At 40.4% G+C, this 18178-nt stretch carries 23 protein-coding genes, 2 tRNA genes and 1 pseudogene; 9 read left to right on the top strand and 17 right to left on the bottom strand.

What is annotated here, in order from left to right; all coding sequences use genetic code 11:
- Positions 1-186 precede the first annotated feature (186 nt).
- From MKP07_RS31380 to MKP07_RS31400, 6 genes are all read left to right on the top strand, one after another.
- A complete protein-coding gene (locus MKP07_RS31380) occupies positions 187-897 on the top strand; it encodes a LacI family DNA-binding transcriptional regulator (protein ID WP_262920077.1) in 711 nt (236 codons plus the stop codon).
- Positions 898-899: 2 nt separating this feature from the next.
- On the top strand, positions 900-1202 hold the full coding sequence (locus tag MKP07_RS40175) for a substrate-binding domain-containing protein (RefSeq protein ID WP_262920078.1): 303 nt from the start codon (positions 900-902) through the stop codon (positions 1200-1202).
- Between the two features lie 77 nt (positions 1203-1279).
- Complete coding sequence (locus MKP07_RS31385; protein WP_240852046.1) at positions 1280-1588, top strand: hypothetical protein; 309 nt, start codon at positions 1280-1282, stop codon at positions 1586-1588.
- Positions 1552-2166, top strand: a complete 615-nt coding sequence (locus MKP07_RS31390; RefSeq protein ID WP_240852047.1) for a phosphotransferase enzyme family protein — start codon at positions 1552-1554, stop codon at positions 2164-2166. The genes MKP07_RS31385 and MKP07_RS31390 overlap by 37 nt, the downstream gene beginning before the upstream one ends.
- A complete protein-coding gene (locus MKP07_RS31395; protein WP_240852048.1) occupies positions 2163-2336 on the top strand; it encodes a hypothetical protein in 174 nt (57 codons plus the stop codon). The genes MKP07_RS31390 and MKP07_RS31395 overlap by 4 nt, the downstream gene beginning before the upstream one ends.
- 73 nt (positions 2337-2409) lie before the next feature.
- Positions 2410-2483 (top strand) — tRNA-Pro (locus MKP07_RS31400).
- A 147-nt stretch (positions 2484-2630) separates the two neighbouring features.
- Here the strand turns inward: MKP07_RS31400 and MKP07_RS31405 are convergent.
- The 12 genes from MKP07_RS31405 to ribD form a co-directional block, all read right to left on the bottom strand.
- Positions 2631-2792 (bottom strand): hypothetical protein, encoded by a 162-nt coding sequence (locus MKP07_RS31405; protein WP_240852049.1) that lies wholly within the window; start codon positions 2790-2792, stop codon positions 2631-2633.
- 712 nt (positions 2793-3504) lie between these two features.
- Positions 3505-3593, bottom strand: a tRNA-Ser gene (locus tag MKP07_RS31410).
- A gap of 70 nt (positions 3594-3663) precedes the next feature.
- The gene (gene dnaA / locus MKP07_RS31415) at positions 3664-5097 is read right to left on the bottom strand and encodes a chromosomal replication initiator protein DnaA (protein WP_240852050.1); all 1434 of its coding nucleotides are present in this window, start codon (positions 5095-5097) and stop codon (positions 3664-3666) included.
- 418 nt (positions 5098-5515) lie between these two features.
- Positions 5516-5656: a hypothetical protein gene (locus tag MKP07_RS31420; RefSeq protein WP_240852051.1), complete on the bottom strand. Its 141-nt coding sequence runs from the start codon at positions 5654-5656 to the stop codon at positions 5516-5518.
- An 8-nt stretch (positions 5657-5664) separates the two neighbouring features.
- Positions 5665-6126: a DsbA family protein gene (locus tag MKP07_RS31425; protein WP_240852052.1), complete on the bottom strand. Its 462-nt coding sequence runs from the start codon at positions 6124-6126 to the stop codon at positions 5665-5667.
- 221 nt (positions 6127-6347) lie between these two features.
- A complete protein-coding gene (locus tag MKP07_RS43895; protein WP_317236178.1) occupies positions 6348-7982 on the bottom strand; it encodes an AAA family ATPase in 1635 nt (544 codons plus the stop codon).
- Positions 7958-8635 carry an AAA family ATPase gene (locus MKP07_RS43900; RefSeq protein WP_317236179.1) on the bottom strand — a complete coding sequence of 226 codons (678 nt, stop codon included), beginning with the start codon at positions 8633-8635 and terminating at the stop codon, positions 7958-7960. The genes MKP07_RS43895 and MKP07_RS43900 overlap by 25 nt, the downstream gene beginning before the upstream one ends.
- On the bottom strand, positions 8587-8961 hold the full coding sequence (locus MKP07_RS43905) for a Clp protease N-terminal domain-containing protein (RefSeq protein WP_317236180.1): 375 nt from the start codon (positions 8959-8961) through the stop codon (positions 8587-8589). The genes MKP07_RS43900 and MKP07_RS43905 overlap by 49 nt, the downstream gene beginning before the upstream one ends.
- Positions 8962-9164: 203 nt before the next feature.
- Positions 9165-9776, bottom strand: a complete 612-nt coding sequence (locus MKP07_RS31450; protein ID WP_240852053.1) for an IMPACT family protein — start codon at positions 9774-9776, stop codon at positions 9165-9167.
- Positions 9754-10140 carry a dihydrofolate reductase family protein gene (locus MKP07_RS40180; protein WP_317236181.1) on the bottom strand — a complete coding sequence of 129 codons (387 nt, stop codon included), beginning with the start codon at positions 10138-10140 and terminating at the stop codon, positions 9754-9756. The genes MKP07_RS31450 and MKP07_RS40180 overlap by 23 nt, the downstream gene beginning before the upstream one ends.
- 2 nt (positions 10141-10142) lie before the next feature.
- Positions 10143-10367, bottom strand: a complete 225-nt coding sequence (locus MKP07_RS40185; protein WP_317236220.1) for a RibD family protein — start codon at positions 10365-10367, stop codon at positions 10143-10145.
- Between the two features lie 11 nt (positions 10368-10378).
- Positions 10379-10861, bottom strand: coding sequence for a bifunctional diaminohydroxyphosphoribosylaminopyrimidine deaminase/5-amino-6-(5-phosphoribosylamino)uracil reductase RibD (gene ribD, locus MKP07_RS31460; RefSeq protein ID WP_240852054.1), 483 nt, complete (start codon positions 10859-10861; stop codon positions 10379-10381).
- A gap of 55 nt (positions 10862-10916) precedes the next feature.
- Between ribD and MKP07_RS31465 the strand changes: the two genes are divergently transcribed.
- Positions 10917-11405, top strand: a complete 489-nt coding sequence (locus MKP07_RS31465; protein WP_240852055.1) for a N5-glutamine methyltransferase family protein — start codon at positions 10917-10919, stop codon at positions 11403-11405.
- A 373-nt stretch (positions 11406-11778) separates the two neighbouring features.
- Here the strand turns inward: MKP07_RS31465 and MKP07_RS31470 are convergent, their stop codons facing one another.
- On the bottom strand, positions 11779-13326 hold the full coding sequence (locus MKP07_RS31470; protein WP_240852056.1) for a hypothetical protein: 1548 nt from the start codon (positions 13324-13326) through the stop codon (positions 11779-11781).
- A gap of 277 nt (positions 13327-13603) precedes the next feature.
- Positions 13604-13879, bottom strand: a complete 276-nt coding sequence (locus tag MKP07_RS31475; RefSeq protein WP_240852057.1) for a hypothetical protein — start codon at positions 13877-13879, stop codon at positions 13604-13606.
- Positions 13880-13969: 90 nt separating this feature from the next.
- Between MKP07_RS31475 and MKP07_RS31480 the strand changes: the two genes are divergently transcribed.
- Entirely contained in the window at positions 13970-14974 is a 1005-nt protein-coding gene (locus MKP07_RS31480) for a hypothetical protein (protein WP_240852058.1), read from the top strand.
- Between the two features lie 227 nt (positions 14975-15201).
- Here the strand turns inward: MKP07_RS31480 and MKP07_RS40190 are convergent, their stop codons facing one another.
- Genes MKP07_RS40190 through MKP07_RS31490 form a run of 3 tightly spaced genes read right to left on the bottom strand, consistent with a single transcriptional unit; the run spans position 15202 to position 17428 of the window.
- Complete coding sequence (locus MKP07_RS40190) at positions 15202-15588, bottom strand: glycosyltransferase family 8 protein (RefSeq protein ID WP_262920079.1); 387 nt, start codon at positions 15586-15588, stop codon at positions 15202-15204.
- Positions 15585-16085 (bottom strand): glycosyltransferase family 8 protein, encoded by a 501-nt coding sequence (locus MKP07_RS40195; protein WP_262920080.1) that lies wholly within the window; start codon positions 16083-16085, stop codon positions 15585-15587. Before MKP07_RS40195 ends, MKP07_RS40190 begins: the two co-directional genes overlap by 4 nt.
- A 2-nt stretch (positions 16086-16087) precedes the next feature.
- The gene (locus MKP07_RS31490; protein ID WP_240852059.1) at positions 16088-17428 is read right to left on the bottom strand and encodes a lipopolysaccharide biosynthesis protein; all 1341 of its coding nucleotides are present in this window, start codon (positions 17426-17428) and stop codon (positions 16088-16090) included.
- 168 nt (positions 17429-17596) lie between these two features.
- Between MKP07_RS31490 and MKP07_RS43250 the strand changes: the two are divergent.
- A pseudogene (locus tag MKP07_RS43250) lies at positions 17597-18174 on the top strand (gluconate 2-dehydrogenase subunit 3 family protein).
- Positions 18175-18178: the final 4 nt, after the last annotated feature.

An 18178-nucleotide genomic window follows, 5' to 3' on the forward strand; every position in this document is an offset into this window, starting at 1 on the left:
TTCCCTTTGAGGCTCCTCCAAACACTATCTCAGCTGACTGCTGTAATTACCCGATCCCTGCCGGATGGCACAATCAGGGTAAAATAAACGGCAAAATCGAATGCGTTTGGCCTTAATAAATCTTTTGTTTGCAATAACCTTGAGTTTTTTTCTATCTTTAATACCTCTAGTCATCCGTCCTGTTTTATGAGTGATATACCTACTATAAAAGAAATAGCAAAAAGATTGAATGTTTCCGTGTCCACCGTTTCGCGGGCACTGAACGATCACCCCAGAATAGGGCTAAAAACAAAGCAGGCCATCCAGGGCCTAGCCAAAGAGCTGAATTATGAGCCTAATCCTAAGGCAATCTTCTTTAAACAAAAGAAAAGCTTTGTAATTGGCGTGATCCTTCCACTGATCTCGGAGGACTTCTTTTCTAAAAGTATCAGCGGCATCGAAGATGTAGCCATGGAGCATGGTTATACCATTTTGTTCGGGCAGAGCCATGATAGTATTGCAAAAGAGCAAACAGTAATGGAAGCCATGGTAAAACAACGGATCGATGGACTCCTGATCTCTCTTTCGAAGGAAACCAACAAATACAACCACCTGGTTGCCTTGGAAAAATACAATATACCCGTGGTGTATTTCGACCGGGTGCCGCCGTTTGAAAGAGCCAGCAAGGTTTTCTGTAGTGTATATAAAGGTACTGAACAAATGATCGAATGGCTGTTCAGGCAAGGCAGAAAACGCATAGCTTTTATCAATGGCCCCGATGAAATTGCCGCGAGCCGCGAACGCCTGAAGGGTTATATGGAGGGTATTTCTAAAAAGAAACTCAAGATCGATATGCAGATGGTGGAGAAAACCGATCTTTCGGAGGAAGGAACGCAGCTCGCCATGGACAACTCCTGAATTTGAAAAGGCCGCCCGATGCCATCATCAGTTTTAATGACTACGTGCACCTGGATGCCGTGAAATTTGCCCTTCAGAAAGGAGTAAACATCAACGAGGATATTCTTTTCGCCAGCTATGCAAATATCTCTGCCAACAAGCATGCGGCCTACCCTCCGGTTGTTTCCCTGGATCAGTTTCCCTACCAGCAGGGCCAGACAGCCATGAACATGCTGATCGATATTTTGAATAAAAAGCAATCAGGAGATGCCCCTCTACCTCCTTTCGAACAGGTGGAAGTGCCTGTTTCCCTTGTATATAGTTGACAGAAAACTTATACAATCGTTTGCGCAATTTTACTATTCCTGTATAGGTTATCTTTATCTGAAATGTAACCGGAGATATGGATATCATGCATAGTGTGCTTGCCAGCTATGGGTTTAATAAAGATAGCTATACCATCGAACGCTTTGGGAACGGACTAATCAATGACACCTGCCTTGTAAAAAAGGAGGACCAGAAGTACATTCTCCAGCGTGTTAATAAAGCTGTGTTTACCAACCCGTTTCTTATTGCTGAAAATATAGAAAAAATAAGAGCTTATCTGGCAAAAACAGATGATGCGTATTTTTTACGTCGCCCTGCAGAAGCTCGGAAGGGGAAACGATGGTTTGTGTGGAAGGAAATTACTACCGTATGTTCCCGTTTGTAAAAGACAGCAACACGATAGATGTAGTACAGACACCTCAACAGGCTTTTGAAGCAGCCGCTCAATTTGGCCGTTTCACCCGGGTATTGTCAGGTATGAATATTAATTCCCTTAATATTACGCTCCCCTCTTTTCATGATCTCGGATTGCGTTACCGACAGTTCCTGGAAGCGCTTGAGCATGGCAATAGTGACAGGATCATTGAAGTAACCGGCCTGGTACAGCAATTGAAGGGACATGCAGATATTGTAAGTGAATACGATCGTATATTACAAAATAGTGCTTTCCGCCAAAGAGTAACCCACCACGACACCAAGATCAGTAATGTTTTATTTGATAAGGACAACAAGGGGCTTTGCGTAATTGATTTGGATACAGTAATGCCCGGCTATTTTATCAGCGATGTTGGCGATATGATGCGAACCTATTTATGCCCGGTAAGCGAAGAAGAGAAAGATTTCAGTAAAATAGAGATCCGGGAAGACTTTTATTTTGCCATAGTAAACGGATACAAGAGTTTCATGGATGTGGAGCTCACCGCTACCGAAAAGCAATACTTTTTTATGCCGGTAAGTTTATGATTTATATGCAGGCATTGCGTTTTATTACCGACTATATAAGTGATGATGTGTATTACGGCGCCCGTTATCCCAAACATAACCTGGTAAGAGCTACCAATCAAAGCATATTATTACAACGGTTGTTAGAAAAAGAGCCGGCTTTATCGGCCCGGCAAGAAATTATTCAATAATTTTTGTTCATCTTTTTGATTATTTAAAATAATCCTTTACATTTGCAACCCATTCGCACAATGGCTGCGGATCCGGGAAGTAGCGCAGGCCGGTAGCGCACCTGGTTTGGGACCAGGGGGTCGCAGGTTCGAATCCTGTCTTCCCGACGAAAAAAGAAAAAAGCTCACAATTTTGTGAGCTTTTTTAATGCACCAAATCTTACTCCTTTTGCGCGGACCCTGATCTGAAATTTATGGATATTTCTATTTTTAGGGTTTGTCAGCTCACATCATTGACCATTATATCAACATACATTAATCTATCACTTTTATTGTGATCTTTTTATCAGATAATACTCCTTTCTCTGCTATTAAATCTACAATATAGCTTCCAGCTTTGCTATTATGCGAGGGGTTCGCACCGGAGCCCATGAACATATCGTCAAAATTCCAGTATTTTTTCGCATTAACAGTCAATTTTTAAACTATACGGGCTGGCCGGCTTTGGGCTGTTATGACTCCCAGAAAAAGTCTGCGATGGGTGCTTTACTACGACCTGTTACAACAGACAACACTATATTCAGAAAGAAATTCTTATACTTCATTATAAGGATCAGAAGGGTGGCGTTATGGATAAGTAATGGTATAGTTATACTTTATCAGGCTATCGGAATTGTATCTATAAGTCTTTAATATCTTACTTTTAAACATTAGCGAATCACAAGGAAAAGACTTTCCAAGTTCCATATGCTCATAAGTGAGATCAACAACGCTGAAATCCATATAATCACCCATTACACTCCCCCATCCAAACTTCTGATAACAACTATCAGAAGAGTATGCACGCACTGTTTCGACACAGAACCCATAAAGCGCACAGGTATTATCATAAAATGACTTTCCTAAGGGACAACCATTATGTCTTTACCAGAGTTATTTACAATACGAAAATATTGACGTCCTACTACAACTTCCTTTTTGCACTTCGCTGACATCAAAAGCCCTACCGAAAATAGCAGTATTACAAACCTTAATGCAGTCATGATTTTCAGAATTATATGTAATGCATGTACTCATTACCTGCCCCATAACTCATGTAAAGAATAGGAGTATATACAATCGCGAACCCCTCTATTTACTGAATAAAAAAGTCTGAAGAAACTACATCTTCAGACTTTCTATTTTTCAGCGGTGAGGGCGGGATTCGAACCCGCGGTACAGTTTAACCCGTACGGCAGTTTAGCAAACTACTGATTTCAGCCACTCATCCACCTCACCAAAAGGGATGCAAATATAAGGGAAAACTTTCAAGATTATGCGCTCTTTTAAAATGTTTTTTTGAGCGTTTTTACATCGCAGCTAATTGTACTTTCTGATGCAACTCCAGCACGTTCTCACGGAACAATGCATCGGTATCCATCAGGTCTTTAACCGTCTGGCAAGAGTGAATCACGGTAGTATGATCACGTCCGCCAAAATGCTCGCCAATGGTCTTTAAGCTATTTTTTGTAAAGGCTTTCGCCAGGTACATCGTTATCTGGCGGGCTTGTACAATTTCGCGTTTGCGGGTTTTTTGCAACAGCTTATCATAAGCCACATCGAAATAATCGCAAACCATTTTTTGAATGGTATCGATCGTAATTTCTTTGCTGGATGATTTGATGAAATTACGCAATACTTTTTTAGCCAGCTCCAGGTCGATATCGCGGCGATTCAAAGAAGATTGCGCTAATAAAGAGATAAGTGCGCCTTCCAACTCTCTTACATTACTGTTGATATTGTAAGCGATATACTTCACCACCTCTTTAGGCATATCCAAACCATCTGCCTTCATCTTCCTTTCCAGTATCTCGATACGGGTTTCATAATCCGGTATCTGCAGATCGGCGCTTAGCCCCCACCTGAAGCGGCTTAATAAACGTTCCTGTACGCCATCTAAGTCTTTAGGTGACTTATCAGATGTAAGGATGAGCTGTTTGCCCGACTGATGTAAATGATTGAATATGGCGAAAAAGGCATCCTGGGATTTTTCGGCTTTGCTAAAAAATTGTACGTCATCTACAATTAATACATCTATCAATTGATAAAAATGTATAAAATCGTTAATAGCCCCGTTACGGCTATGGTCCATAAACTGGTTAATAAACTTCTCGGAGCTTACATATAATACGATCTTATTAGGATGCAAACGCTTTACCTCGTTACCGATTGCCTGAACCAAATGCGTTTTACCTAAACCAACTCCGCCATATACTACCAGTGGATTAAAAGAATTCGCTCCCGGCTTATCAGCAACTGTTTTACCTGCTCTTCGCGCTACCCTGTTACTATCCCCTTCCACATAAGCATCGAACGTGTAATTCACATTCAACTGCGGATCAATCTGCATCTTTTTAATGCCGGGAATGACAAAGGGATTTTTTACAGAGTTATTAACCACGAGCGGGAAATCCATTTCGTTATTAGAATATGTTTTGTAACCCGTGCCCGGTACATCCATTGTAAGCGGTTTGTTCTTACTGTTACCGCTATCCACCATTATCCTGTATTCTAACCGAGCTTCTTTGCCTAACTCACGTTTTAGCGTCTTCGCCAATAAATTTACATAATGCTCTTCAAGGTACTCAAAAAAGAATTGACTGGGTACCTGTATTACTAATACATTGCTTTTTAAAGAAATTGCCTTAATAGGTTCGAACCATGTTTTGTAATGCTGCCATTCTACTATATCTTTTATAATCTTTAAACAATTAGACCAAACTTTGTCGGCATTTTTCTCCATTGAAACAGCGAATTTATTGGGGGTGCTACAATTTGAAAAATCATCAAAAAACATCATCATTTTCACCTCTCCTATACAACAAAAAATTTTAAGACGGACGGCGAATATCCACATTTATTCAACATAAAAAAATAATCCCAGACATTTTTTTCGCTGCTACACAAATTCAAATTGGCAGGCCTGACACTTTCGAAATTATTCAACAATTAAACAAAATAATTGTAAAAAAGATCTTACTTAAAAATTGCCTGTTTACATAACTTTAGCTTATGGCGCTATTATTAACACATGGCCTAAAACGTCTGAAACCCTTTACAGTAAAGGGTTTCAGACAAAATATAATAAATAAGACAGTATGTAAAGACTACTGAAACAGACACTTATAAAATATACTATATAAGTACTTCCGCATGCTTGTCTACTTCTTTGTTTTTGCCGCCGGAGCAGCATCTTTTTTAGGCGCTGCTTTCGCTTTGGAAGCTGCAGGCTTTTTACCATTTTTTAACGCAGCATCGATAGCTGTGCTTAAAGAAGCATAAGTTGGTTTGCCTTTTATCATTTCATTATTTACAAAAAAGTAGGTACTTCTTTAACGCCTCTGTCAAGCCCTTCTTTCAGGTCATCCTGCACCTGCCAGCCGTACGTGCCATTCACCAGCTCTTCCAGGAAATTCTTGTTTTTTACGCCTGCATCTTTTGAGTGTAATTTCAAACTGGTTGTACCCAGGTTTCTACGGTTTTGGAAAAGCACATTATGCATTTCCCAGAATTTATCTTCCTGCGCCGCAGCAATGGCCGCTTCAGCAGCTTTCAAGTTACGCTGGTGAATTCTTGTTTGCGGAAAGTGACGGAAATTAAACTTAACCTGACCATCATAATCAGTAAGGATCTGCTTAACAATTTCATTTGCTTTAGCACAATCTTCGCTTTCGTATTCACCAAATTCCATCAAGATAACCGGAGCATCTTTCTTGCCCACAAAAATATCTTTAGGTTCTATTATCGGTTCATCATCTTTCTTTAAACTCATAAAATATAAATTTTATTTTGGCCAGGTATCTTCCTTTTTTGTACTGAAAATTTACGCTATTTTAAAAAGCGGTTGAAGATAATTTTTTTTTTTGATCTAACAAATTTTTTCTTCAAAATATCGCAAAAAAGCCTATAAAATAACAAAAGCGGCTTCCAAACCGCTGCGCTTATTTAATAGTGAAAGCCCGAAGTTATTTAACAACGGGCTTCCAACTATTATTAAACTGTTTTGTTCTCGTGCGTTTCGTTTCTGAATACAACTGTGTTGTCAAATACATCTATCAAAACAGGTATATTTCGATCCACATCGCCCGCCAGTATCCGCTTACTTAACTGGTTCACAATTTCTTTTTGTATCAATCTTTTTAAAGGACGGGCACCAAACTGCGGGTCAAATCCCTGCTCAGCTAAAAAATCGAGCGCATAATCACTAAAATGCAATTGCAAGCCGCTGTTTTGCAGCACCTGCCTTTTTAAACCATCCAGCTGTATCTTAATAATGCCCACAATGTCTTTCTTCATCAAAGGCTGGAACATAATGATCTCATCTACCCGGTTCAGAAACTCAGGCCTTACTGTTTCCCTCAACAAACTCATCACCTGCACCTTTGCCTTTTCCGTAGCTTCATCCAGGGTTTTCTCTGAAACGTCTTCAAAAGCCTCTTGTATTAGGTGACTGCCTATATTGCTGGTCATTATAATAATGGTGTTCTTAAAGTTAACCACCCGGCCTTTATTATCTGTCAACCTTCCGTCATCCAGCACCTGTAACAACACATTCCACACATCAGGATGCGCTTTTTCTATTTCATCGAGCAGCACCACACTATAAGGCTTGCGACGTACCGCCTCCGTAAGCTGGCCGCCTTCGTCGTACCCTACATAGCCGGGAGGCGCACCCACCAACCGGCTCACGGTATGCTTTTCCTGGTATTCGCTCATATCTATACGGGTCATCATTCCCTCGTCATCAAACAGGTACTCAGCCAATGCTTTGGCCAGTTCGGTTTTACCCACACCTGTTGTTCCCAGGAAAATAAAAGAACCAATAGGCTTTTTAGGATCGCTCAACCCAGCCCGGCTACGCCTGATAGCATCCGCTACTGCTGTAATGGCTTCCTCTTGCCCCACTACTCTTTCATGCAGGTGCGTTTCGAGTTGCAGGAGCTTTTCTTTATCGCTCTGCATCATCTTACTCACTGGTATACCTGTTGATTTGGCTACACTTTCGGCAATATCTTCCGCATCTACCTCTTCTTTTAATAACCGCTTCTCACTGTCTTCCTGCAATTCCTTTGTAAGCTTGGTAATACGCTCTTCTTCTTCCTTTATTTTACCATAGCGGATTTCAGCAACCTTGCCATAGTCTCCGTTACGCTCCGCCTGCTCTGCCTCTACTTTTAAACTCTCGATACCCGCTTTCGCGTTCTGGATCTGCTCTACCAGTTCTTTTTCTTCTGACCACTTAGCTTTTAAAGTATCCCTTTCTACGGAAAGGTTTGCAATCTCGGTGTTTAACTGTTTGAGCTTCTCCTCATCACTCTCCCGTTTAATAGCTTCCCGCTCAATCTCCAGCTGGCGGATCTGCCGATCCAATTTATCCAACTCTTCGGGCATAGAGTTCATCTCCAATCTAAGCTTAGCAGCGCTTTCGTCAATCAGATCAATAGCTTTGTCGGGTAAAAAACGATCGGTAATATACCTGCTGGACAACTCCACAGCTGCTATAATTGCATCATCTTTTATACGTACATGGTGGTGTGTTTCATATCTGTCTTTCAATCCCCGTAAAATAGATATGGCATCTTCAACCGAAGGCTCGTCCACCATTACTTTTTGAAAACGACGTTCCAAAGCTTTATCCTTTTCAAAAACTTCTGATACTCATTTAAGGTGGTAGCTCCTACTGCCCTTAACTCCCCACGGGCCAGGGCCGGCTTCAGGATATTTGCGGCATCCATAGCACCATCACCACCTCCGGCGCCCACCAGGGTATGAATTTCATCTATGAACAGAATAATTTCTCCATCGCTTCCGCTCACCTCTTTTACCACACCTTTTAAACGCTCTTCAAATTCCCCTTTATATTTAGCACCGGCAATCAGTAAGCCCATATCCAGGGCATAAATGATCTTCGTTTTCAGGTTCTCGGGCACATCCCCGTTCACAATACGGTGCGCAATACCTTCGGCTATGGCTGTTTTACCCACACCAGGCTCACCCACCAGGATAGGGTTATTTTTAGTTCTTCGGCTTAAAATATGAAGTGTCCGACGAATTTCTTCATCCCTTCCAATTACAGGGTCTAGCTTACCTTGCCGGGCCAGTTCGTTTAAGTTCTTGGCATACTTATTCAGCGCATTAAACTCCTGCGACTGGGTTTGAGAAGATACTGTAGACCCCTGCCTTAACTCTTTAACAGCCGTAACCAATCCTTTGGCAGTAAGACCTGCATCTTTCAATAATTTCCCTGCGGCATCACTACCCTCCACAATTGCCAATAGCAAATGTTCGGGGTAATAAACTCATCATTAAACTGTTTTAAAGCAGCGCCTGCGCGTAATACCACATTATTCGCATCGCGGCTAATTTGTTGCGCCGGCTCACCAGATGATTTAGGTAACCTGGCTATCAATTCGTTGAGCTTATTATCTAACAGGTTGATGGTTACATTATTTTTCTTTAAAAGATAATCTACCGGAGAGTCTTCCTGCTCCAGCAATGCTTTTAAAATATGCTCGGTTTCTATATTAGGATTTTGTGCATTAAATGCAAGTTGCTGAGCTTGTTGAAAAGCCTCAGCTGCTTTTATCGTAAAATTTCCCAGATTCATAATTAAAGTTTCTTAATTAAAAGTTGATGCCCAGATACCTCACAGCAACAATCACGCTGAAGTTGAATTATCAAGGACACACTCTGATTATCAAATCAAAATCCAAGCCGGTATTTAATGTAATGATGTCATATTCAGTATATTAAATATGACTAAAGTGCAGGAAAGCGGAAATCCGTCTGCTATTTTAGCAGCACCCTGAGTTATTTTTGTAAGGGCTGTATGGAAATATCCCGAATATCTCCCAGCTTCATTAGCGTTTCAGCCAGGCGGTACTGAGGAATAGCGATATCCATGATACAGAAAAGCTGTAGCTCTTGCTTTAATACTTCACAGTCGAATTGTTTAATGGTGGTCATCACATCATTCATCTGCGTGTAATCAAATTGCAGGTGATGGGGAACTAAAACCGGTTTTCTTATCAACGGCGTAACCTGCAATGCCATAACCGCGGCAGACTTATAGGCGTTGATCAGGCCCGGCACCCCCAATAAGGTGCCACCAAAGTAACGTACCACCACAATCAGTACGTCTGTAACGCCTCGACTATCTATCTGTCCTAAAATGGGTCGCCCGGCAGAACCTGAAGGCTCCCCGTCATCGCTGACCCTGTATTGATTGTTATCAAGCCCCAGTCGGTAAGCAAAACAATAGTGACTGGCTTTAGGATATTCCTTTTTAACATCCAGCAGCTTCTGCTTACAATCGGCAATGGTTTTAACCGGGTAAGCAACTGCAATAAAACGACTCCCCTTGTCTTTAAATTCAGCAGTACCGGTTGTATCGATGGTGTTAAAATAATGCGGTACCTGCATGAATAAATGAGTTGTTTTGGTTTTTGAAATAGACGATTCGGTCGTTTTGTAGTGTTATTTCTTTCAGCTTTACCTGTTCTGAAAGTGAGGGCGCTACCACGCCGTCACTCACAAAAAGTTCTTTATTGGTGATCACATGGGCTTCATCCCATATACCAGCCTTTATAAATGATTGGTGCAGGAAAGCACCTCCTTCTACTAATACGCTTTGTATGTTTAGCAACTGAAGCTGATCCATTGCGTCTGGTATCATATTGTTCTTATTCATCTTTAAATAAATAAGATTACCTGATACAGCGTCTTTGACTGTATTCAAAACAACGACCACATCTGCCGTATTAAAAAGACGGGCCGTGGAAGGCACTTTTAAATTGGGGTCAAATAATATTTTTTAGGAGCAGGTCCCATCCAGTTCCGGTTATCCAAAAGCGGATCATCGCTTATAGCGGTATTGGCACCTACCATGATAGCAGCATTCTCACTCCTCCAACGGTGCACCAGTCGATTGGTATACTCGTTACTGATCATCAACCTGTCTTTGCCAGCCTCAGAAAGATAGCCATTTGCCGTTTGAGCCCACTTTAAAATGATATAGGGCCGTTTTAGCTGGTGAAAATTGAAAAAGCTTTATTTAAGGCAATGGCTTCTTTTTCTAAAATACCAACCGTTACTTCTATACCGACGGCCTTGAGCTTATCAATACCCTTCCCATCTACTTTTTCAAAGCTATCGCGGCAAGCTATGACTACTTTGGGAATTTTATACTGAATAATCAAATCAGCGCAAGGCGGTGTTTTACCAAAATGAGCACAGGGTTCCAGTGAAACATATAATGTTGAAGCTGAAATTTTACCAGGATGATTTTGCAGGGCTTCTTTTATACAATGCACTTCAGCATGTGGACCTCCGTATTGTTGGTGATAGCCCTCAGCTATTATTTGCCCATTAAACACCAGCACGGCACCCACCATTGGGTTAGGCGCTACCTTGCCTGCGGCTAATTTTGCCAATTGCAGACAACGCTGCATATAAACCTCATGTGCCTGCTCGTACATTTCTGCAAATGTAACTGAATTAACAGCCACTCATTCTATTTGCATGAAATGAAAGCGCCTCCGGTAAATTTTATAAGTTTGTAATATGTCGTTACAAAAATTAAAAGCAGGTTTTGTTGAAAACTTAAAGAGTGTTTATCCCTCTGATGAAGCTAGCAACCTATTTAACCTGGCCATAGAACATTTAACAGGAATCAACCTTAGAAATAATAGCGCTGCGACATTTACTCCCGACGGATGCTTTATGAAAATGTGGAGCGAAATGGAACAGCGACTGCGAAAAGCCGAGCCTATACAATATATTTTAAATGAAGCCTGGTTTTACGACATTCCGTTTTATGTGAATCAATCCGTATTAATTCCGCGCCCGGAAACAGAGGAGCTGGTGGAGTGGATCATAAAAGATCACCAGGGAAAGCGAGACCTGTCCATTCTGGATATCGGAACCGGAAGCGGTTGTATCCCGGTTATATTGAAACGAAAAATACCCCAGGCTGAAGTAATTTCATGTGACATCAGTGCTGCGGCCCTGGAAGTAGCCAAAAAAATGCTCGTAAGCATAAAACTGAAATAGCATTTACACAAAGTGATTTCTTAAAAAAGAGAATTGGTCTTCATTTCCCCAAACCGATATTATCGTAAGCAACCCGCCTTATATTCCACAAAAGGAAAAGGGCTTTATGCATGATAATGTTTTAGACCACGAACCTAACCTGGCGCTTTTTGTGGAAGATAACGACCCACTTATTTTTTATACTGCTATTGCAGAAGCAGGGAAAATATTACTGAAAGATGAGGGAATGGTTTATGTAGAAATATTTGAAGGATTGGGTGAAGAGACCCGGTTATTGTTTGAAAAACAGGGTTACAATACTCTTCTAAAAAAGACATGCAGGGTAAAGACCGGTTTATTAAGGCCTGGAAACTGTAATAAGATTGGACTAAAATTAATTGATGTGGTCGACCAATATGAAGACGGGACGCTCCGATACTGCTACCGCCACCTTCCCTCCGTTAATTGTCAGCAACTGCCGTTCGCCAGATGTGCTGCCGGTTAGAAGAGAAACCATTTCGGCTGATGATGACTGCCCGGAAAGCTGAATTGAAAAGTTTTCAACCCTGTAATCGTTACTAGTTTGCGCCCAAACAGCATATACGCCTTTTGAGCTTTTTACATCCTTAAATTTATACACCAGTACATTAGGATCTGCTGATGCAACCTCACCGGCAAAACGCATATTGGTCAGCATATTTTTGAGTGTAGCTACATAGTACCAGGATTTTTTAGGCGCCCAGCTACCTTTAGGGCCTACTAAACCGCAACTGGCAAACTGCATTTTATCATCTGGATTAACATCCCGCAGCATATACATTTGGGCCCTGTCTACGCCTGCAGCCGCTAATGCCATATACGCTCTTACCAGCCAGATACCCTGCACTTCTTGTCGATCCATTGATCCGATTTCAGGAACACTTAACCGGGAATCAGGATGCGTATCCCACCCGAACTCTGAAACCCATACTTCTTTTCCAGGTAAATGATCGTTCCGGTATTTAATAACCGGTATCAACTGCTCCTTTAATTTACCCGCCTCCGGCGACAAAGCGGGGCCGCTATCTCCAAATTGCGAACCGTCTGGAAAAGTGTACAAGTGGAAATTAAGCACATCGGCCGCAAATATCTTGTCAGGCCGGTTACGCTCAAACCAGCTTTTCATTCTCTTAATATAATCAATATTAAAAATAGCCAGCCCACCCATAACCAGTTTTGCTGAGCTGTCGGCATTTTTGATGCCGTACTTTTTGTTATGTAAATTCATGGTATTACCATGGCCATCATAGTCAGCGCTCGCCATCGCCGCGTATTCTTCAGAGGTAAACTCAGCATTTTTGCCTTCCCAGGTCCTATCCTGCTCATTCCAGTCTTCTATGTATTTAACATAACCTAATCCTGAAACTCGTTTTTGGTGCGGGTCTAATTGCAAAAAACTATCATTGACTACATTTTGGCCATACCTTGCAGCAAACTGGTACATAAAATTAGCCTTTGCATGATAAGATTGCGGGTTAGCAGCACTCAGGCCCGGAGCATCTAGCGGTTTATAGGCCGATTGAAAAGAGCTGTTTTTCTGCAACCAGGGAACCGAGCCCTGTATACAAGGCGCCACTTCTACTTTGATATCATTAAGGTTACGATAAAAATCATCGTAGCTCCATCCCGGGAAACTAGGTGCAAACCGGATCTGGCTTTGTGGAAAACCCTTGTAACCAGGATTTCCATCCCCTTCGTCCCAAAACCAGTTGTGATATTCGCGTACAAAACCGGCGGCGTTTATCAACTGTGAAGGATCGTCGACAAAGGCATTTAATCCTATAAACTTATCCATCGTAATAGGAGACGTAGTGTCAATCACCCTGCCAAAGTATTCATTTCCAACGACAGTAGGAATATCGGCTGATTTTGGCTCGTTGCAACTGCTAAAAAAAACCAACATAGAAAGAAATTTGAAAGAGAAATCGCTCCACATCATAATTAGTAAATTTACAATAACCACCTCCTTTTATTAAATAAATATCAAATATTTACCTCACACCAAAAAATGGCGCAGTTGGCAGGATAATTGAAGAAAACTTAAATTCATAGTTTGTAATTTTAAAAATTTGTAAATATCTGGTAAACAGAAAGCCCTCAACCCTCAAAATGATATCTTTGCGCCTGCGCGTGAGGAAGATCCCCAATTTGTATAAAAATTTCAACATGTCCCAATTCTTTTACAGTTCTCTAAAATGCTTAGGCATATGCTTTTGTACGGCCCTATTCGTACAATCTAATTCTTCGTGCACAAAATCCTCTCCCATATATACGGGTGGAGATTCGACTACCACTACTCCACCTAAAGACACTACAACTACTACTCCACCTAAAGATACGACCACTACACCGCCTAAAGATACTTCTGCAAAAGGAAGATCATTTCTGGTAGGCTCCGGCGCCGGTAGTTTAACTATTGACGGAAATAACTTAACAGTAAGCGGTACTAAGATCACGCTGAAAAATGCTGACACAATTAAAATTAAAGCCGGCTCTTATGAAGTGATTTACATAAGAAATATATCCGTTCCTTCAACTGGCGCGCGGTGACTATTCAAAATGATGGTTTGGTAGAGCTTAAAGACGGATACAAACCAATGGATATTTCGAATGTTAACAACCTTATTGTATCGGGCGCAGGCACTTCTGGCATTGACAGGGGTATTCAATTTAAGAACAATACCTACAGGGCAATTGCATTGCGAGGTACGCTTAATGATTTTACCCTTCAGAACATGTATTTTAAGAATATTGCCGACCTGGTAATTATGCATGAAGGACTTGAAAAGCTGAGGTATACAGGCGCAGCAGACTCTTATGCTAAGAATTTAAAATTTTTAAACCTGGATGCTGACAATGTAGGACCGTTTATTATGTTACCCGGCAGTATTGAGAGTAGTGCTCATTACGGTGTAATTAAAGGATTGGAAGTGGCCAATATTACCTGTGTTAATTCTCCTACCATTTCAACAATTGTTTATGTAGGTAACGGCTATAACTACAACGTACATAACAATTATATTAATAACGTAAATACGAAGGTGGATAATCACAATGGTATCTTCTTTCTGAAAGGTTTTGGTAAATTCTATAGTAATATTGTTACCAACCACCAGGGAAATGCTATTCGTGCGTGGATTCACAGTATTGACAACCAGACAGGCATTATAGAAATTTACAATAACATCGTTTACAGCAGCAGAAGGTATGGCGCTTTTGAGTTGCAGGTTACCGAGGGTATGAAGCAATCCTCTGTATTTTACCCGGTAAATGCTAAAGTGTACAACAATACCGCCGGTCGTTTAAATTTCGAAGATCCAAAATATTTCGAAGCAAGATTATTAGATCTTTATATGACATACGGAACACTGGAAATTTATAACAATATAGTTGTTAATAACAGGGATGCTCAAATCATCAATAACATGTCTACAACACGGATCACCGTAAATAAGGACAATATCTATTCGCAGGACCCATTGGCAGTTCTTGTGAACCTGATTAGTTTTGAGTCTAAGCTACCAGGAATCGGAGCCAACCTGAAGCAATAATTTTAATGATCAATTAATTCAGCGGAACAAAAACAGTTCCCCAATATCAAATCCCGTTACATGTCAGTGTAATGGGATTTTTTAATGAATAAAACTGCGTTATATGTTAACTTCTACAATAGAAAAATCGTTAGCTAATTTCTTTCAAAGTATGCACTCGTAGAGAATCAGAAAATAGGAACTCTATAAGAACCGGGAGTTCTTTTAAATTTATTTACATGTAAAAATCAGATACGTTTAAGCTTTTTGGTCACTTTATTGTATAGTTTTTTCATCAGCCTCAACATATCATTTTTCACTGTAAAATCTTTCCAGGGCGTTTGATCGAGGTAAAAGAAAAACTGTTCTTTATAACGGCTATTGCCTGAATAGCCTTTAAAGATGGGTTTCATACCTGTAAAGTGAATCAAATACGGGTCGGGAGTATCATTTTGTGCATAGCAATTCCAGCGGGCATCCAGCTCTTTCCATTGCTGGTTAAAAATAACATTCAGGGAGTACTGATCAGCAAAAGAAATGTACTCAATATTATCAATACTGCATTGAAACGCTTTCTCTGCAACATTTATTTCTCTCCATTTTACCGGGTCTATCAAAAGCAGGCCTGAGTTCAAGTACCCACTTTCCGGCGGTAACCCCAACTGTCGGTAATTTTTAATTCCCCCCACTCTGAACTTACTACCTGGGAGCGATCCCGCACTGCACCCACAGCAAAACCATCTAACGACAATTGCCATAAAGTTTCCACGTCTTTAAGCAGTATCATGTCCACATCCAGATAAATGGCCCGCGTAGCTTTAGGATCAATAAAATGAGGAATGCAAATACGTGCATAAGTATTAGCAGGGAAACTGGTGTTATCCATCGGGAGCTTTAGATGGCGGGGAATGGCCTCTTCCAATGTCTTCCAGATGATTTTTATTTTATCAGAACCAATTACATTTTTAAGTTTATCAACATTTTGCTGCGATATCCCGTCATTTACAATATATAGATCAATGGGTGTGTCAGCCACATGGTTCACTTCAATCGACTTCAGCAATGCAGCAAGTAACACTGCGAACTGGTTATCGCAAACGGTAACAATGCTTATAACTTCGCCTGAATTCATGATTAAACGTTCTTACTTTTAAATAAATTATTCCGAATAAGATTTACGAGGAAACTATAGCCCATTTTAATGCTACCGAACAGCGGAAATGGAAGATAATGTTTCTGCAATTGCTTGTATGATATCATAACCGATATAATGGCAGTAACAGCACCCAGTAATACAACACCATATATATTTCCCCATATATAAACACCCAACACATCTATAGCGAAATTAACAACCAATAAGAGGAGGATCCGGTAAAAATTAATATTAGGCTTATGAATCACATCTAAAGTAATTGCCAAAAAACGATCGACAGGTGCAATGAACGACAATATCAGAGATATTCTTAAAATATTAGCGGCAATGACACCTTCGGTGGTACCAATATATTGTCCACCTCCTACCAGGCTTATTAAGAAAGGCGCCACTACGGAGGTTATTAAAACAATAGGCACTAACCCAATAACGGTGCCGCCTATAAATGTTTGCATTAGTTTGATCACTTCGGTCTTTTGTCCCTTATTATAATATTGAGCCAGGCTAGGCAACGCAGAATTGCAAAAACTTCGCAACGGAATTTCAACCACTTCCATAAAGCGCCGCCCTAAATTCAGAAGACTTATAGCAGAGGGCCCAAGCATGAAATTCAATACTAGTGTATCCGTTACCCCAAAAAGATTAGTACTGATAGACGTTCCTACAGTGTATTTGCCAAAATGAAACAATTCTCTGATCGCCTTTTTAGTGTACCTGAACAAATGGGTTAAACCGCTCCAGCCCATAACAATAACCAGCAAACTGGTTAAAAAAGAGGTAGCTATATTGGCATACATCAGGTTTGTAAGACTTATTTTATGAGTAAGATTAAGCGTTACCAAAAAGCCGATCAATAACAATACCTGAAATAACCTTATATATAATAGCCTGTCAAATCTCAATTCACCCTGTACAATACATACACCTATGATCATGGGCAACATTACCAGGAGATTAATTCCGAAATACTTTAAAAAATAAACGACGCTATAATCTGTTATCAATGAAATAAATAATAAAGCCAGGAGGTTGATTATAATAAAACCAAGGGTGATGGCAGATGCAATAATCCAAACCGATCCAATCAGTTCTCTTCCACGCTCAGCCGATGCTCCAGCATAGAATTTTACAAAAGCGGTATTTAAAAAACCCTGCCGAAAAGTATCAAGGAAAGACAACATCGTTTGAAAGAAAAACCACACACCGCAATCTTCGGGTGATAAAGACCTGAAAAGGATGGCCGTGAAAATAAAAGTAACAAATGATATACTCCCAGTTCCCAATAAAGACAAAAAATGAACATTCTTTATCTTTGACAATAAGTGGTTTAGTTTCATCAAAAAAATTGCTTAAAACAGTTACGAACTGTAAACTTACTATATTTTTGTTATCAAGCGGTAAAGTTTATACACGCATGTATCATACTTTATAGTACCCGCGCAAATAAAGCCACACTGCTTCAGGTTCTCTAATTTAAGATGCTCAACATGAATAGAAGAAAATTTCTTAAGGGTTCGCTGGTGCTGGGATCCCTCTCTGTTTTAGGTTTTGGCAGTTATAAAGCTTACTCTATATTCAGAAAACCTGACTATAAATACCTTCAACAGCATAAGGCACTTATTGCAGAAGCATGCGAAACCGTTATCCCCAAAACCGACACACCGGGCGCGAAAGATGCCAAGGTAGAAGAATTTGTTATTCATTGTGTGCAGCATATGATTTCTACTAAGGAAGCGAACATCTTTATTGACGGGCTTCAATTTATTGACGACTATTGCAAGAAACATTATAAAAAAGTTTCGTTAACTGTGCTGTGGATGATAAAGTAGCTTCGCTTAATGCGGCAAAGGATATTAAAATTTATACGAAATATCCTATTTTAAATAAAGTGAAAACTAAGTTAATCGGACGCAGCTTTATCAGCCTTCTGAAGGATATGACGGCCATTGGCTATTGCACATCAGAATTGGGTGCAACAAAAGGCCTGGCTTACGAAGCTGTTCCGGTAAAATTTATTGCATGTATGCCACTGATACAAGGTCAAAAATCCTGGGCAACAAAATAAAAAA

Source organism: Paraniabella hibiscisoli (assembly GCF_022512515.1).
GTDB lineage: Bacteria > Bacteroidota > Bacteroidia > Chitinophagales > Chitinophagaceae > Niabella > Niabella hibiscisoli.

Bases quoted from the DNA above. Each gene is read 5' to 3' on its own strand.
- MKP07_RS43905 (WP_317236180.1), bottom strand. From the start codon at position 8,961: ATGAATCTGGGAAATTTTACGATAAAAGCAGCTGAGGCTTTTCAACAA.
- dnaA (WP_240852050.1), bottom strand. From the start codon at position 5,097: ATGGAGAAAAATGCCGACAAAGTTTGGTCTAATTGTTTAAAGATTATA.
- MKP07_RS31465 (WP_240852055.1), top strand. From the start codon at position 10,917: ATGTCGTTACAAAAATTAAAAGCAGGTTTTGTTGAAAACTTAAAGAGT.
- MKP07_RS31395 (WP_240852048.1), top strand. From the start codon at position 2,163: ATGATTTATATGCAGGCATTGCGTTTTATTACCGACTATATAAGTGAT.
- MKP07_RS31385 (WP_240852046.1), top strand. From the start codon at position 1,280: ATGGATATCATGCATAGTGTGCTTGCCAGCTATGGGTTTAATAAAGAT.
- MKP07_RS31380 (WP_262920077.1), top strand. From the start codon at position 187: ATGAGTGATATACCTACTATAAAAGAAATAGCAAAAAGATTGAATGTT.
- MKP07_RS40195 (WP_262920080.1), bottom strand. From the start codon at position 16,085: ATGAATTCAGGCGAAGTTATAAGCATTGTTACCGTTTGCGATAACCAG.
- MKP07_RS31470 (WP_240852056.1), bottom strand. From the start codon at position 13,326: ATGTTGGTTTTTTTTAGCAGTTGCAACGAGCCAAAATCAGCCGATATT.
- MKP07_RS31420 (WP_240852051.1), bottom strand. From the start codon at position 5,656: ATGATAAAAGGCAAACCAACTTATGCTTCTTTAAGCACAGCTATCGAT.
- MKP07_RS31450 (WP_240852053.1), bottom strand. From the start codon at position 9,776: ATGCAGGTACCGCATTATTTTAACACCATCGATACAACCGGTACTGCT.
- MKP07_RS31425 (WP_240852052.1), bottom strand. From the start codon at position 6,126: ATGAGTTTAAAGAAAGATGATGAACCGATAATAGAACCTAAAGATATT.